Here is a 14764-nt window from a genome sequence, read left to right on the forward strand (position 1 = left end):
GCGGAGTGTCCCAGGGCCATTTGACTGCGCTCGGCGAATAGAGGCGCTGCTGATGGCGCCGCGCATGACCTGGGGCTAGCGGGTGTCGGCAGGGGCCTGTTCTCGGGGGCAGGACGTGACGGTCGCCGATTTGCGGCGGCAAGATTTCGGGTCAGCGCGCGGTCAGCAGGGCAATGCTGCTGATGAGGTCGAGATTGTCGACGGTGCGCAGGTGGTCGAGCGGCGGTGCGGGGAGGTCGAGGGTGTGCAGGCCGTCGAGGATGGTGAAGTGGACGGCCCAGGTCACCCGCGGCGGCTCGTCCAGCAAGTCGGTGAGGTTTCGAATCTCCGTGTCCGCGTGCCGTTCCACGAGGCAGGTGATGGCCTCGCGCCGGATCACCTCGCGTGGATCGGTGCGTGCGAACTCGACCAGGGCCGGTACCGCTCGTTCGGCGTCCATGTGTGCGAGATAGGTGCGCAGTGCTTCGCCCGCTGTGGTGCCCTCCGCGTCGGCGAGGTAGCGCCGAGCGCATTCGGCGACATCGGGATTCGCGGGCACCGCCGCTAGGTGGTACATGGCCGACTTGCGGACGCTGGTGCTGCGATCACGGGTGAGTTCCATGAGCCAACCGGTGTCGGACCACTGCGCGAGGATCCCGCAGGCGCGAGCGCGAGTGATCGGGTCCGGGTGGGTGGCCAGCCGTGGCACCAGTCGCCGCCTGGCATCGGGATCGTAAGCCGTCCAATCGATTCCGTACGGCAGCTCGGCATGGGTACCGTCGAGGACGGCGATCAGCTCGTCCTCGGGTATGGCCGACGCCGGTTCGGCGGTCGGCGGCGAGATGTACGCGGACGAGATATACGGCGGCGAAACCTCTTCCGGCCATTCGATGAGGTCGCCGACGGGGCGCATCCACTCGCGAAGCAGCGCAACCGATCCGGGATCGAATTCCTCGGCGGCGCCCTCGAAGTGCAGGCGTAGCTCGCCGAAGGTATCGGCGGCGGCCTCGCGGACCCGCTCGTCGCCGCTGTCGCATAGGTCCGCCATGGCGCGCAGCACGCGCCGGCTTTTGTAGTACCGCAACGTATTGACGGCCGCGACGGCCACCTCGATCGCGGGATCGTAGGCGGCGGCGAGCAATGCCTCCTCGGCCGCCACCGGTTCCTCCCACAGTAGGGTGTCCGCCGCCGCGGCGCGCACTGCGGGCTCCGGGTGCCCCAGCGCGCGAATGATCACCGGGACGAACTCGGGCTCGTCGAATCCGTAGAACATCGCGGCGAGCGCGGTGGTCTGGAGTGGATGGGTGTCGTCGCCCGCCACCGGGACCACGATGTCGGCCTCGCCGCGGCCCATCAGCCGCAACGCGTGCCGCATCAGCACCAGATCGCCACTGGCCCACCAGGTTCGGCGGATCTCCGGGGAGCTGACGTCGTCGAATCCGGCCACCACATCGGAGGCCTCCGCGCGCACGGCATCGAACAGGCTGGTGTCGAGCACCATGGCGGTCAACGGTTCGATGGCACGGTAGTCCTCCGTGCGCGCCAGCTCGTCGAACGCCGCCGTCCGCTCCTGCGCCGAGGTACCCGCCGCATTGACCAGCTCGATCAACGTGAAGGTCCGCGTTCGATCCCGCTCAACAGTCATGGCGCCCAGCATGCCCCACGCGGGGGCATGCGGAGCGCGTCATGGCCGATGTGTCGTCAGTGTCCGCGCGCGATCCAGTCGGCGAGCGAAGGCTTTTCGGCGCCGATGGTTGTGGTGTCGCCGTGGCCGGTGTGCACCACCGTCTCGTCCGGGAGGGTCAGCAGGCGGTCGCGGATGGAGTCGATGATGGTGCCGAAATCGGAGAACGAACGGCCGGTGGCGCCGGGGCCACCCTGGAACAGGGTGTCGCCGGTGAACAGGGCGGCCAGCTCGGGCAGGTGCAGCGAGACCGAACCGGGGGAGTGGCCCGGCGTGTGCAGGATGTCGATATCGGTGCCCGCCACGGTGATTCGCCTGGTGTCTGCCACCGAGCGGTAATCCGCGGTCGGATGCGTCATCCGCCACAGCGGCTCGTCGCCCTGATGCAGCAGGATCGGCGCGTCCAGCAGTTTGCTCAAATCCGGTGCGACGGTGACGTGATCGTTGTGGCCGTGCGTGCACAGCACCGCGACCACGTGCCGATCGCCGACCGCATCGGCGATCGCGGCCGCGTCGTGCGCGGCGTCGACGACGAGTACCTCGCTGTCGTCACCGATCAGCCAGACGTTGTTGTCGACATCCCAGGTGCCGCCGTCGAGCGAGAAAGTGCCCGAGGTGACGACCCTTTCGATGCGGGTGGTCACCAGACCACCACCGAGCGCAGCACATCGCCCGCGTGCATCGAGTGGAACGCCTTCTCCACCTCGTCCAGCGTGATCCGTTCGGAGACGAAGCGTTCCAGCGGCAGCCTGCCCTGGCGGTACAGGTCGATCAGCATCGGGAAGTCGCGCTCGGGCAGGCTGTCGCCGTACCACGAGGATTTCAGTGCGCCGCCGCGGGAGAACAGGTCGATCAGCGGCATTTCCAGCGTCATCTCCGGCGTCGGCACGCCGACCAGCACCACGGTGCCCGCGAGATCGCGGCCATAGAAGGCCTGCTTCCAGGTCTCCGGACGGCCGACCGCGTCGATCACCACGTCGGCGCCGAAGCCGTCGGTGAACTCCTGGATCCGCTCGACCGCGTCCTCGGTGCTCGCGTCGACGGTGTGGGTCGCGCCGAACTCCTTGGCCCACTCCAGCTTTCGTGAGTCGCGATCGATGGCGATGATCGTCTTGGCGCCCGCGAGCCGCGCACCCGCGATGGCGGCGTCGCCGACGCCGCCGCAGCCGATCACCGCGACCGAATCGCCGCGCGAGACATTGCCGGTGTTCATCGCCGCGCCGATACCGGCCATCACACCGCAGCCGAGCAGGCCTGCCACGGCCGGATCGGAGTCGGGATCGACCTTGGTGCACTGCCTTTCGTGCACGAGCGTCTTGTCGGCGAAGGCGCCGATGCCGAGCGCCGGGCTCAACTCGGTGCCGTCGGTGAGCGTCATCTTCTTGCTCGCGTTGCTGCTGTCGAAGCAGTACCAGGGGCGCCCGCGCTTACACGCACGGCATTCGCCGCAGATCGCGCGCCAGTTGAGGATGACGAAATCGCCCGCCTCGACGTGGGTCACCGCGTCGCCGACGGTCTCCACGATCCCGGCCGCCTCGTGCCCGAGCAGGAACGGGAACTCGTCGTTGATGCCGCCCTCGCGGTAGTGCAGGTCGGTGTGGCACACACCGCACGCCTGCACCCGGACCACCACGTCGTGCGGGCCCGGATCCGGAATCACGACGTCGACGAGCTCAACCGGCGCACCTTTGCCGCGGGCGATGACGCCGCGAACGGTTTCGGACACGAATCCTCCTACAGGGTCGAGATGGGAGCCGTGCGGTCCATGCCGCGCCGCTCGATCTGCTTGCGATATCTGGTGAAAAGCCGTGCATTGTCCGATGCGAATACTGCCATCGGTTCGCCACCGCGTTCGAACAGTGCGACGAACGACGAGCCCGACGGATCGCCGTCGACGACGCGGACCTCGTCACCGGGGCGGTGCTCGCCCGCGAACTGCAGCATCCGTCCATATTGCCGCGACCAGAAATATGGCGCGGGGGTTTGCGGCGCCGGGGCGCCCGCGATCGCGGCGGCGACGGCGCGCGCCTGGACGGTCGCATTGGTCCAGTGCTCGCAGCGGCGGTAATCGCCCGAGGCCGCGTCAAAGGTGCGAGCGCAGTCGCCGATCGCGTAGATATCCGGATGCGACGTGCGGCACTGCGCGTCGGTGACGAATCCGTTGTCGATGCGCAGGCCGGACTCGCGCGCCCATTCGGTATTGGGCACCGCGCCGATGCCGATGACCACGGCGTCGGCGGCCACTTCGGTGCCGTCGGTCAGCCGCACGCCGGTGACCCGGTCGTCGCCGAGGAACTGCCGCACCGCGACGCCGGTGCGCAGCCGGACATCATGGGCCGCGTGCATTTTCGCGCACAGCGCCCCGACGACGGGACCGAAGACGGCGGCGAGCGGCTCGTCGGCGATCTCGACGATGGTCACGTCGAGTCCGAAAGAGGATGCGGTCGAGGCGATTTCGGCGCCGATGAGACCTGCGCCGACGATGACGACGCGGCGTGCGGTGCGCAGTGTCGCGCGCAGTGCGCGTGCGTCCTCCAGCGTGCGCAGCGTATGGACTCCGGCCAGTCCGCCCGCGCTGGGCAGCGTGCGCGCGCGTGCGCCGGTGGCGAGCACCACCGAGCGCCCGGTGAGCAGCGATCCGTCGTCGAGCGTGACGCCGGGACCGTCGGGGGTGGTGGTCAGGCCGATCGCCCGCCGCCCGAGCAACCAGCTTGTGCCGGAATCGAATTCGTCGGGGGTGCCGAGCATGAGGTCGATATCGCCGTGCAGGAATTCCTTGGACAGCGGCGGCCGGTCATAGGGCGGGTGCGCTTCGTCGCCGACCACGTCGATGCGGTCCCGATATCCGTGCTCGCGCAGTGCGCGCACCACCGAGAATCCGGCCAGCGAGGCGCCGACGACGACGAGCCCGCTCATGACCGCACCTCGCCGGTGCTCGGCTCCGTCGGACGCCAGGCACGCTGAGACCTGCTGCGCTCGCTCATGGCACGTCCACGACGACGTCGCCGTCGAGCACGCGCACCGCGTAGGTGCGCACCGCGACCTTCGCCGGCGGCCCGGAGACCTTCCCGGTACGCAGATCGAAACACGATTCGTGCAGTGGACATTCGACCGTGCAGTTCTCCACCCAGCCGTCGGCCAGCGACGCGTCCTGATGGGTGCAGGTGTCATCGATCGCGAACAGGCCCTCCTCGGTGTGGAATACCGAGATCGGGCTGCCGTCGGCGGCGTGCGCGGTGGCGACCTCGCCGATCGGCAGGTCATCGAGACGCGCGACGAACAGTTCCGCCGCGGATGACTTGGCAAGGGATTCCATCGAGCCTCCATAAGTTGCTCATTACGCAACACTGCTCACATCACGCAACAGTGTGCGCCCGACTCGCCGCGGTCGTCAACCCCGGAAGTTCGATGTGAACAAACGGTTTCCAGCGGTTGACAGCCCGCCGGTACGGCGGGACTATCTGTTGCGTAATACGAATTCGTTGCGCACCAAGCAACATCGGAGGCACGTCTTGGCTCACCCGAAAGTTGTCGTCATCGGAGCCGGAATAGTCGGAACATCGCTGGCCGAGGAAATCACCGCGCGCGGCTGGACCGACGTCACCGTGATCGACCGCGGCCCACTGTTCGTCACCGGCGGATCCACTTCGCACGCACCAGGTTTGGTGTTTCAGACGAACCCGTCGAAAACCATGACCGAGTTCGCCCGCTACACCACCGAGAAATTCCTGTCGCTCGAGCACCGGGACGGCTGGGCGTTCAACCCGGTCGGCGGCCTCGAGGTGGCCACCACCCCGCAGCGCTGGCAGGACCTGCACCGCAAGGCCGGATGGGCCCAGTCCTGGGGCATCGAAGGACGCCTGCTCGGACCTGCCGAATGCGCGGCACTGCATCCGCTGCTCGACGCCGACCGCATCCTCGGCGGATTCCACACGCCGACAGACGGTTTGGCGAAAGCGCTGCGCGCCGCCGAGGCACAGGCCAGAATGGCGACAGCGCGCGGCGCGCGTTTCCTGCCGAACCGGGAAGTGCTCGGCATCGTGGAAAACGGCGGCCGGGTAATCGGCGTGGAAACCGCCGACGGAATCATCGCCGCGGACATCGTTATTTGCGCGGCCGGTTTCTGGGGCGCGGAATTGGCGAAAAAGGTCGGTCTCACGGTGCCGCTGGTGCCGATGGCGCATCAATATGCCAAGACCGGTCAGATCGCGGCATTGGCCGGTCGCAATACCGAACGCGGTGAGGCGAGCCTGCCGATTCTGCGGCATCAGGATCAGGATCTGTACTTCCGCGAACACGTCGACCGGATCGGCATCGGTTATTACGGGCACAAGCCCATGCCGGTGGATATGTCCACGCTGGCCGCCGCGACCGCGGGCGAGGCCATGCCGTCGATGCTGCCGTTCACCGACGCCGACTTCGCGCCCGCCTGGCGCGAATCCATGGAGCTGCTGCCCGCGCTCGGCGACGCGAAGGTGGAGGAGGGGTTCAACGGCATCTTCTCGTTCACCCCCGACGGCTTCTCGATCATGGGCGAGCACCGGGAGCTGGCCGGATTCTGGGTCGCCGAGGCCGTGTGGGTCACCCATTCGGCGGGCGTCGCGCGGGCGATGGCGGAGTGGATCGTCGACGGCACGCCCGACACCGACGTGCATGAATGCGATCTGTACCGCTTCGAGGACGTCGCACGCGGCGACCGTTTCATCCAGGAGACCAGTGCGCAGGCCTTCGTCGAGGTCTACGACATCATCCACCCGCACCAGTTCCGCACCGCCCTGCGCGGCCTGCGGACCAGCCCGTTCTACGACCGGCAGCGCGAACTCGGCGCCTTCTTCTTCGAGGGCGGCGGCTGGGAGCGGCCCGCCTGGTTCGAGGCCAATGCCGAATTGGCCGAACGGCAGCGCGCCGAGGGCGTACCGTTCCCGGAACGCGACGGGTGGTCGAGCAGGTTCTGGTCGCCGATCTCCCTCGCCGAGGCACGGTGGACCAGGGAGCGGGTGGCGATGTTCGATATGACGCCGCTGACCCGATACGAGGTGGCGGGGCCGGGCGCGCTCGCGCTGCTCCAGCGGCTGACCACCAACAATCTGGACAAGAGCGTCGGCTCGGTGACCTACGCGCTGCTGCTCGACGAGACCGGCGGTATCCGCAGCGACGTCACCGTCGCGCGGCTCGGTGAGCACCGGTTCCAGGTCGGCGCGAACGGTCCGCTGGATTTCGACTGGTTCACCAGGCACCTGCCTGCCGCTGGCGACTGCTTGCAGGTCGGTCGAAACGACACAGATGGATCGGTCATGTTGCGCGACATCACGGGCGGCACCTGCTGTATCGGGGTGTGGGGTCCGCTGGCGCGAGACATGGTGCAGCCCCTGTGTACCGACGATCTGTCGCATCAGGCGTTCAAGTACTTTCGCGCGCTGCACACCTATCTCGGCGCGATCCCGGTGACCATGCTCCGGGTCTCCTACGTCGGCGAGCTCGGCTGGGAGATCTACACGACCGCCGAATACGGCCGTGCCCTCTGGGATCTGCTCTGGGAGGCGGGGCAGGCGCACGAGGTGATCGCGGCGGGCCGGATCGCGTTCAACAGCTTGCGCATCGAAAAGGGTTACCGCAGTTGGGGAACCGATATGACCGCCGAGCACACACCGGCCGCGGCGGGACTGGACTTCGCGGTGCGGATGGCCAAGGACGACTTCATCGGTAAACGCGCGCTGGAGCAGGCGGGCGAACCGGCAAAGATCCTGCGCAGCATCGTGTTCGACGATCCTGCTGCGATCGTGCTCGGCAAGGAACCGGTCTACGTGGACGGTTCCCGCGCGGGATACGTGACCAGCGCGGGCTATTCGACGACCGTCGGGCGCTGCATCGCCTACGCCTGGCTGCCCGCGGCCACGGTCCCCGGTGACGCGGTCGAGGTCGAATACCTCGGCGCCCGCCGCGCGGCCACCGTGCACGCCGAACCGGTGGTCGACCCCGAGATGTCCCGGATCAGGAGGTAGCGCAATGAACACAGCATCGCGTAGCGATTCGGTGGGGGGTGGTGGTCGGGCGACGGGTGGGCACGACGTCATCGTGGTGGGGCTCGGCGGGATGGGCAGCGCCGCCGCCTATCACCTCGCCGCCCGCGGGCAGCGGGTGCTCGGGCTGGAGAAGTTCACCCCCGCGCACGACAAGGGTTCCAGCCACGGCGGTTCCCGGATCATCCGCCAGTCCTACTTCGAGGATCCGGCTTATGTGCCGCTGCTGCTGCGCGCCTACGAACTGTGGGAGAAGCTGGCCGCGGACTCCGAGCGCGAGGTCTTCCGCCTCACCGGTGGGCTGTACCTCGGGCCGCCCGACAGCCTGACGGTCGCGGGCAGCCTGCGCGCCAGCCGCGAATGGTCGCTGCCGCACGAGGTGCTGGACGCGGGCGAGATCCGGCGGCGGTTCCCGAACTTCACCCCGGATGCGGGCGATATCGGAATCTACGAGGGCAAGGGCGGATTCGCGCGCCCCGAGCTCACCGTGCAGGCGCATATCGACCTCGCGCTGCGCGCCGGTGCGACCCTGTCGTTCGGTGAGGAGGTGCTCGACTGGGCCGAAAGCGCCTCCGGCGTCACCGTCACCACGACGCGCGCCACCTATCACGCGGATCAGCTGGTGGTCTGCCCCGGCGCGTGGGCGCCGAAACTGCTGGCGGAGTTCGGTATTCCGATCACCATCGAACGCCAGGTGCTCTACTGGCTCGACCCGGTCGGCGGTACCGCGGCATTCGAGGATCAGCCGATCTATATCGACGAGGACGCCGCGGGCGCGCAGATCTACGGATTCCCGGCGATCGACGGGCCGGCGGGCGGGGTCAAGGTCGCGTTCTTCCGCAAGGGCATCGAGTGCACGCCCGACACCATCGATCGCGTCGTGCACCCGCACGAGGTCCGGGAGATGCGCGAGCGCGCCGCGACTGTGCTTCCGGCGCTGGACGGTCCGCCCGTGCACACGGCGACCTGCATGTACTCCAACACTCCCGACGAGCATTTCGTCATCGCCCGGCATCCCGACATGGCGCGCATCACGATCGCGTGCGGCTTCTCCGGGCACGGCTTCAAATTCGTGCCGGTGGTGGGGGAGATCCTGGCCGATCTGGCCACCGAGGCGAAAACCGCTCATCCCATCGCACTTTTCGATCCGCAAAGGTTGGTGGCGACCCCATGACAACAGCCGATCTACCGCAGGTGACGACGCCGGCGCTCATCCCGACCCTCGGCGGCAACTGGTACGTCGACGACGCGGTCTTCGCGACCGAGCAGGAACGCCTCTTCGAGCGAATGTGGTTCTGCGCCATCCGATCCGGCGATCTCAGCCTGCCAGGCCAGTTCAAGCGGGTGCAGGTCGGCAGGGAGAGCGTGCTGATCGTGCGCGATCGCGGCGGTGAGCTGCGCGCCTTCCTGAACATCTGCCGCCACCGCGGCGCCATGCTGTGCACCGAGGACGAGGGGCAGGTGCGGCGCAATCTGCAGTGCCCGTACCACGCGTGGACCTACGGCCTGGACGGAAAGCTCGTCGCCGCACCGAATATGGCCGCGCTCAAGGATGAGCACGGCGCGGATATCGACCGGGTCGCCTACGGGCTGATCCGGGTCGCGCTGCGCGAATGGCTCGGCTACGCCTGGGTCTGCCTCGCCGACGAGCCGCCCTCGTTCGAGGCCGAGGTGATGGGCGCGGTCACCGAGCGCCTAGGCGATCCGACCGCGATCGATGGCTACGAGATCGACAAGCTCGCGGTGGGCCGCCGCGTGGTCTACGACGTCGCGGCGAACTGGAAGCTCATCGTGGAGAACTTCATGGAGTGCTACCACTGCGCGACCATCCATCCCGAGCTCACCGAGGTGCTACCGGAATTCGCGCAGGGTCTCGCGGCGCAGGTGTTCGTCGGGCACGGCGCCGAATTCGGGCCCGGCATCGCCGGATTCACCGTCGACGGCTCACCTGGCTTCGATCCGCTGCCCGGGATCAGGGACGAGCAGGACCGCCGCTACTTCGCGATCACCATCCGGCCGACCGTCTTCGTCAACCTGGTGCCCGATCACATCATCTTCCACCGCATGTACCCGATGGCCGCCGATCGCACCATCGTCGAATGCGACTGGCTCTACACCAAAGACGTTGTCGCGGAAGGGCGCGACGTCTCCCGCTCGGTGGAGCTGTTCCACCGGGTCAACGAACAGGACTTCGAGGCGTGCGAGCGCACCCAGCCGACGATGTCCTCGCGTGCCTATCGCAACGGCGGGGTGCTCGTGCCCGCCGAACACCACATCGCGGAGTTCCACGAGTGGCTGTCCTGTCGTCTTTCCTGACATGAGGTGAGTGTGTATGAACGGTGACCCTGATCTGCTCATCGGCGGTGCGTGGACGCATGCCGCGGACGGCGGTCGGCGCCGGATCGTGAATCCGGCCGACGGTTCCGTCGTGGCGACCGTGGACGAGGCGACACCGGAGGACGCGCGCCGTGCGGTCGCCGCCGCCCGTGCCGCGTTCGACGACGGAACCTGGTCGGGGACACCGGTTTCCGAGCGGACGGCGCTTTTGGTGCGGATCGCCGGCCTGCTCGACCGCGACAAGGAGCAGCTGGCCCGGCTGGAGACGGTCGACACCGGAAAGACACTGGCGGAGAGCCGGATCGATATCGACGATGTCATCTCGGTATTCCGCTACTACGCGAATCTGGCCGGCACACAGGCCGATCGGCTGATCGATGTCGGCGATCCGGCGGTGCTGAGCCGGGTGGTCCGCGAGCCGATCGGCGTCTGTGTGCTGATCGCGCCGTGGAATTACCCGCTGCTGCAGATGTCGTGGAAGGTCGCGCCCGCGCTGGCGGCGGGCTGCACGATGGTCGCCAAGCCGAGCGAGGTGACCCCGCTGACCACCATCGCGTTCGCCCGCCTCGCGGTGGAGGCCGGGGTGCCGCCCGGTGTGCTCAACCTGGTGCAGGGCAGCGGCGCGGTGCTCGGCGCCGCGCTCACCGACAATCCTGACGTCGACTTCATCTCGTTCACCGGCGGACTCGCGACCGGAAAGACGATCGCCAAGGTGGCGGCCGAGCACGTCACCAAGGTCGCGGTGGAACTCGGCGGTAAGAATCCGCATATCGTCTTCGCCGACGCCGACTGGGTCAGCTCCGTCGATCAGGTGCTCACCGGCGTATTCCTGCATTCCGGGCAGGTGTGTTCGGCGGGCACCCGGCTGATCATCGAGGAGTCCATCGCCGACGACTTCGTCGCGGCGCTGGCGAACCGGGCCGAACGCATCCGGGTGGGCAATGGCCTCGATCCAGTGAGCGAGACCGGCCCGCTGGTCTCCGACGATCATCGCGCGAAGGTGGAAGCCTATGTCGCGCTCGGCATTTCGGAGGGCGCGAAGCTGATCACCGGCGGCGTGCGGCCGAGCGATCCCGCATTGGCGAACGGTAGTTACTTCCTGCCGACGATCTTCGACCGCTGCGATCGATCCATGCGGATCGTCCAGGAGGAGACCTTCGGCCCGATATTGACGGTGGAGCGATTCACCACCGAGGCCGAGGCGATCCGGCTCGGCAACGACACCGAATACGGCCTCGCGGCCGGCGTGCGCACCGCGGATGCGGCGCGCGGCGAGCGGATGGTGCGCGCGCTGCGGCACGGGACGGTGTGGCTCAACGACTTCGGTTACTACACCGCGGCCGCCGAGTGGGGTGGGTTCAAGAAGTCCGGCAACGGCCGCGAGCTCGGCCCGACCGGTCTGGCGGAATACCAGGAAATCAAGCACATCTGGCACAACACGGCACCGAAGCCGGCGGCGTGGTTCATGGCGGCTGCCTCCGACTCCGCTGGCGCTCCGCTCCGGCCCGGCGCGAAGCGGCCTCCGGCCGCTGGCTCGTGAGCACAAGTTTCATCTAGGCCGGACAGCCAGTACGGCCTGCACACCGCGGAAGGCACGGTTGCAATGGTAGTCAAGGAACACAGCGTCTCCGATGACAACGGCATGGAGGATTTCGGGTACCGGGAATCCCTCGACCGAAGTATCGGAAAATTCGCCAGCTTCGCGGCCGGGGTCAGCTATATCTCGATCCTCACCGGCACGTTCCAGCTGTTCTATTTCGGTTTCGGCGCGGCCGGTCCGGCTTACCTATGGTCATGGCCGCTGGTTTTCCTAGGGCAGCTGGCCGTCGCACTGTGCTTCATGGAGCTCGCGGCGAAGTACCCGGTCGCCGGATCGGTGTACAACTGGGCAAAGGCGCTGGGCAGCAGGGTCGTCGGCTGGTCATCCGGCTGGCTGATGCTGACCGCGTCGATCGTGACGCTGTCCGCGGTGGTCCTCGCACTGCAATTGAACCTGCCGCGACTGTGGAGCGGTTTCCAGCTCATCGGTGACGGCAACGGGCAATACGATTACGCGACCAATGCGGTGGTGCTCGGCACCGTGATGATCGTATTCACCACCGCCGTCAATGCTTTCGGCGTCCGGCTGATGGCGAGGATCAACAGCGCCGGTGTGTTCATCGAACTCGTCGCCGCGGTATTGATCGCGATCATCCTGGCGGCCAATTGGACTCGCGGACCGCAGGTTTTCTTCTCCACGCACGGATACGGCGCGGGCGAGACCGGCGGATACCTCGGCGCCTTCCTGGTGGCCACGCTGGCTTCCGGCTATGTCATGTACGGCTTCGACACCGCGAGCTCGCTCGGTGAGGAGACGGTGGAGCCGCGGCGCACCGCGCCCAAGGCGATCCTGCGTGCGCTGCTCGCCTCCTTCGTGATCGGCGGCGCCATCCTGGTTTTCGCGGTGATGGCCGCACCGGATCTGAACGATCCGCAGATCGGCAGCTCGAGCGGCGGCCTGCAATACATTGTCGAGCAGGTGATGTGGGGCCCGCTCGGCACCATCTTCCTGGTGTGCATCGTGGTCGCGGTGACGGTCTGCTCGCTCGCCGTGCACACCGCGGCCATCCGGCTCGCCTTCGCCATGGCGCGCGACAACGCACTTCCGTTCGGCGACAGGCTCGCCCGGGTCCATCCGAAGACGCAGACACCGGTGATTCCCGCGGTGCTGATCGGCGTGCTGTCCGCGCTGATCCTGGTGATCAACATCGGCCAGCCGAAGATCTTCACGGTCTTGACCTCGATCGCGATCATCATGATCTACCTGGCCTACCTGATGGTGACCGGGCCGATGCTGAAGCAGCGGCTGCAAGGGCAGTGGCCGCCAAGGGATTTGCAGGCGGGCGGCTACTTCACCATGGGTAAGTGGGGCATCGCGGTGAACGTTGTCGCGGTGGTGTGGGGGATCGGCATGGCGCTGAACCTGGCCTGGCCGCGCGCGGATGTCTACGGCACACCCTGGTACAACACCTGGGGCGCGTTCGTCTACATCGGCGCGATCCTCGGCGCGGGCTTGCTCTGGTATTTGCTCAAGGGGCGCAAGAGCATCGGGACACTTGCCGCGCACGCCGCGGAGGTGCGGTCCGATGTCTGACACCGTCTTCGACTACGTCATCGCGGGCGGCGGCACCGCGGGCTGTGTGCTCGCCGCGCGTCTCAGCGAAAACCCGGATGTGACGGTGTGCCTGGTGGAGGCGGGGCCGTCCGACGTCGGCGACCGCGACATACTCGAGCTCACCAGGTGGATGCATCTGCTCGATTCCGGTTACGACTGGGACTATCCGGTCGAACCACAGGAGCGCGGCAACAGCTTCCTGCGCCATGCCAGGGCGAAGGTGCTCGGCGGATGTTCCTCGCACAACTCGTGTATCGCGTTCTGGCCGCCCGCCGAGGGTTTGGACGAGTGGGCGGCGATGGGCGCGAAGGGCTGGGGCGCGGCCGATCTGCTGCCCTATGTCACGCGGCTGGAGAACAACGACGCACCGGGCGAACAGCACGGCCGCGGCGGTCCGGTCCGGCTGCGCGATATCCCGCCCGACGATCCGTGCGGCAAGGCGGTGCTCGCCGCCGCGGCGGCGGTCGGGCTGCCGACGGTCCAGTTCAATCGCGGCGCGACCGTGCGCAACGGCGCGGGCTGGTTCCAGATCAACGCCGACGAGGACGGCACCAGGATGTCGTCTTCGCACGCCTACCTGCATCCGATCATGGGGTCGCGGCCGAATCTGGCGGTGCGCACCGGATGCTGGGTCAGCGAGATCCTGTTCGACGAGGCGGGCGCGGCCACCGGCGTGCGGTATCAGCGGCCCGATCTCACCGGCTACGACACGGTGTCGGCGCGGCGCGAGGTCGTCGTCACCGCCGGCGCCATCGATACGCCGAAGTTGTTGCAGCTCTCCGGTATCGGGCCCGCCGAGCAGTTGCGTGAGCTCGGCATCGCGGTGCGGGTCGATGCGCCGGGCGTCGGCTCGAATCTGGACGACCATGTCGAGGGACTGGTCTTCTGGGAGGCCGCGCGGCCGATGGTCGACACCTCGACGCAGTGGTGGGAGATCGGCGTCTTCGCCACGACCGACGAGTCGCTCGCGGTGCCGGACGTGATGATGCACTACGGCAGCGTGCCGTTCGACATGAATACCGTGCGCCGTGGCTATCCGACCACCGACAACGGCTTCTGCCTGACGCCCAACGTCACACAGGGGCGTTCGCGCGGCACGGTGCGATTGCGCAGCAGGGACTTTCGTGATCGGCCCAAGGTGGATCCGCGCTACTTCACCGATCCGGACGGCCACGACGAGCGCACCATGCTCGCCGGGATCCGGTTGGCGCGCAGGATCGCCGAGCAGTCGCCGCTGCGCGAATGGATCGCCAGGGAGCTGGCGCCGGGACCGGAGGCGACGACCGATGCGGAGTTGCTCGACTACATCCGCGGCACCCACAACACCGTCTACCACCCGGCGGCGACCGCGCGGATGGGCGCGGCCGACGATCCGATGGCGGTGCTCGATCCGGAACTGCGGGTGAAGGGGGTCTCGCGGCTGCGGGTCGTCGATGCCTCCGCGATGCCGAAATTGCCCGCGGTGAACCCGAACATTACTGTCATGGCCATGGCAGAGAAGTGCGCGGACCTGATCAGAGGGACCTGAGCCGCCATGCCCGCGGACGGCGAGCTACTACCCCCCGTCGTCCCGGCGCAGGCCGGGCAGGA

Annotated in this window: 10 protein-coding genes and 1 pseudogene; 6 read left to right on the forward strand and 5 right to left on the reverse strand. The window is 67.7% G+C overall.

Going from position 1 to position 14764, the window contains the following annotated elements:
* Positions 1-151 precede the first annotated feature (151 nt).
* The 5 genes from ACIG5A_RS08300 to ACIG5A_RS08320 form a co-directional block, all read right to left on the reverse strand.
* Positions 152-1624 carry a HEAT repeat domain-containing protein gene (locus ACIG5A_RS08300; protein ID WP_397239233.1) on the reverse strand — a complete coding sequence of 491 codons (1473 nt, stop codon included), beginning with the start codon at positions 1622-1624 and terminating at the stop codon, positions 152-154.
* 56 nt (positions 1625-1680) lie between these two features.
* Complete coding sequence (locus ACIG5A_RS08305; protein ID WP_397240575.1) at positions 1681-2310, reverse strand: MBL fold metallo-hydrolase; 630 nt, start codon at positions 2308-2310, stop codon at positions 1681-1683.
* Positions 2304-3389, reverse strand: a complete 1086-nt coding sequence (locus ACIG5A_RS08310; RefSeq protein WP_397239235.1) for an S-(hydroxymethyl)mycothiol dehydrogenase — start codon at positions 3387-3389, stop codon at positions 2304-2306. The genes ACIG5A_RS08305 and ACIG5A_RS08310 overlap by 7 nt, the downstream gene beginning before the upstream one ends.
* An 8-nt stretch (positions 3390-3397) precedes the next feature.
* Positions 3398-4579 (reverse strand): NAD(P)/FAD-dependent oxidoreductase, encoded by a 1182-nt coding sequence (locus ACIG5A_RS08315; RefSeq protein ID WP_397239237.1) that lies wholly within the window; start codon positions 4577-4579, stop codon positions 3398-3400.
* 64 nt (positions 4580-4643) lie between these two features.
* The gene (locus ACIG5A_RS08320) at positions 4644-4979 is read right to left on the reverse strand and encodes a bifunctional 3-phenylpropionate/cinnamic acid dioxygenase ferredoxin subunit (protein ID WP_397239239.1); all 336 of its coding nucleotides are present in this window, start codon (positions 4977-4979) and stop codon (positions 4644-4646) included.
* 196 nt (positions 4980-5175) lie between these two features.
* Here ACIG5A_RS08320 and ACIG5A_RS08325 point away from each other — a divergent pair, with 196 nt between their 5' ends.
* The 6 genes and pseudogenes from ACIG5A_RS08325 to ACIG5A_RS08350 all read left to right on the forward strand — a co-directional run bounded on the left by ACIG5A_RS08325 (position 5176) and on the right by ACIG5A_RS08350 (position 14702).
* The gene (locus tag ACIG5A_RS08325; protein ID WP_397239241.1) at positions 5176-7665 is read left to right on the forward strand and encodes an FAD-dependent oxidoreductase; all 2490 of its coding nucleotides are present in this window, start codon (positions 5176-5178) and stop codon (positions 7663-7665) included.
* A 4-nt stretch (positions 7666-7669) separates the two neighbouring features.
* Positions 7670-8857 (forward strand): N-methyl-L-tryptophan oxidase, encoded by a 1188-nt coding sequence (gene solA, locus ACIG5A_RS08330; protein WP_397239243.1) that lies wholly within the window; start codon positions 7670-7672, stop codon positions 8855-8857.
* Positions 8854-9999 (forward strand): aromatic ring-hydroxylating dioxygenase subunit alpha, encoded by a 1146-nt coding sequence (locus tag ACIG5A_RS08335; protein ID WP_397239245.1) that lies wholly within the window; start codon positions 8854-8856, stop codon positions 9997-9999. The genes solA and ACIG5A_RS08335 overlap by 4 nt, the downstream gene beginning before the upstream one ends.
* Before the next feature lie 16 nt (positions 10000-10015).
* Positions 10016-11485 (forward strand): annotated as a pseudogene (locus ACIG5A_RS08340) (aldehyde dehydrogenase family protein); the annotation flags it as partial.
* Positions 11486-11623: 138 nt separating this feature from the next.
* A complete protein-coding gene (locus ACIG5A_RS08345; RefSeq protein ID WP_397239247.1) occupies positions 11624-13153 on the forward strand; it encodes an APC family permease in 1530 nt (509 codons plus the stop codon).
* Positions 13146-14702 (forward strand): GMC family oxidoreductase, encoded by a 1557-nt coding sequence (locus tag ACIG5A_RS08350; RefSeq protein WP_397239249.1) that lies wholly within the window; start codon positions 13146-13148, stop codon positions 14700-14702. The genes ACIG5A_RS08345 and ACIG5A_RS08350 overlap by 8 nt, the downstream gene beginning before the upstream one ends.
* Positions 14703-14764: the final 62 nt, after the last annotated feature.

This window comes from Nocardia sp. NPDC052566, assembly GCF_044547285.1.
Classification (GTDB): domain Bacteria; phylum Actinomycetota; class Actinomycetes; order Mycobacteriales; family Mycobacteriaceae; genus Nocardia.

Excerpts from the sequence above, each read along its gene's own strand:
- ACIG5A_RS08300 (WP_397239233.1), bottom strand. The coding sequence starts at position 1,624 with ATGACTGTTGAGCGGGATCGAACGCGGACCTTCACGTTGATCGAGCTG.
- ACIG5A_RS08315 (WP_397239237.1), bottom strand. The coding sequence starts at position 4,579 with ATGAGCGGGCTCGTCGTCGTCGGCGCCTCGCTGGCCGGATTCTCGGTG.
- ACIG5A_RS08320 (WP_397239239.1), bottom strand. The coding sequence starts at position 4,979 with ATGGAATCCCTTGCCAAGTCATCCGCGGCGGAACTGTTCGTCGCGCGT.
- solA (WP_397239243.1), top strand. The coding sequence starts at position 7,670 with ATGAACACAGCATCGCGTAGCGATTCGGTGGGGGGTGGTGGTCGGGCG.
- ACIG5A_RS08335 (WP_397239245.1), top strand. The coding sequence starts at position 8,854 with ATGACAACAGCCGATCTACCGCAGGTGACGACGCCGGCGCTCATCCCG.
- ACIG5A_RS08345 (WP_397239247.1), top strand. The coding sequence starts at position 11,624 with ATGGTAGTCAAGGAACACAGCGTCTCCGATGACAACGGCATGGAGGAT.
- ACIG5A_RS08350 (WP_397239249.1), top strand. The coding sequence starts at position 13,146 with ATGTCTGACACCGTCTTCGACTACGTCATCGCGGGCGGCGGCACCGCG.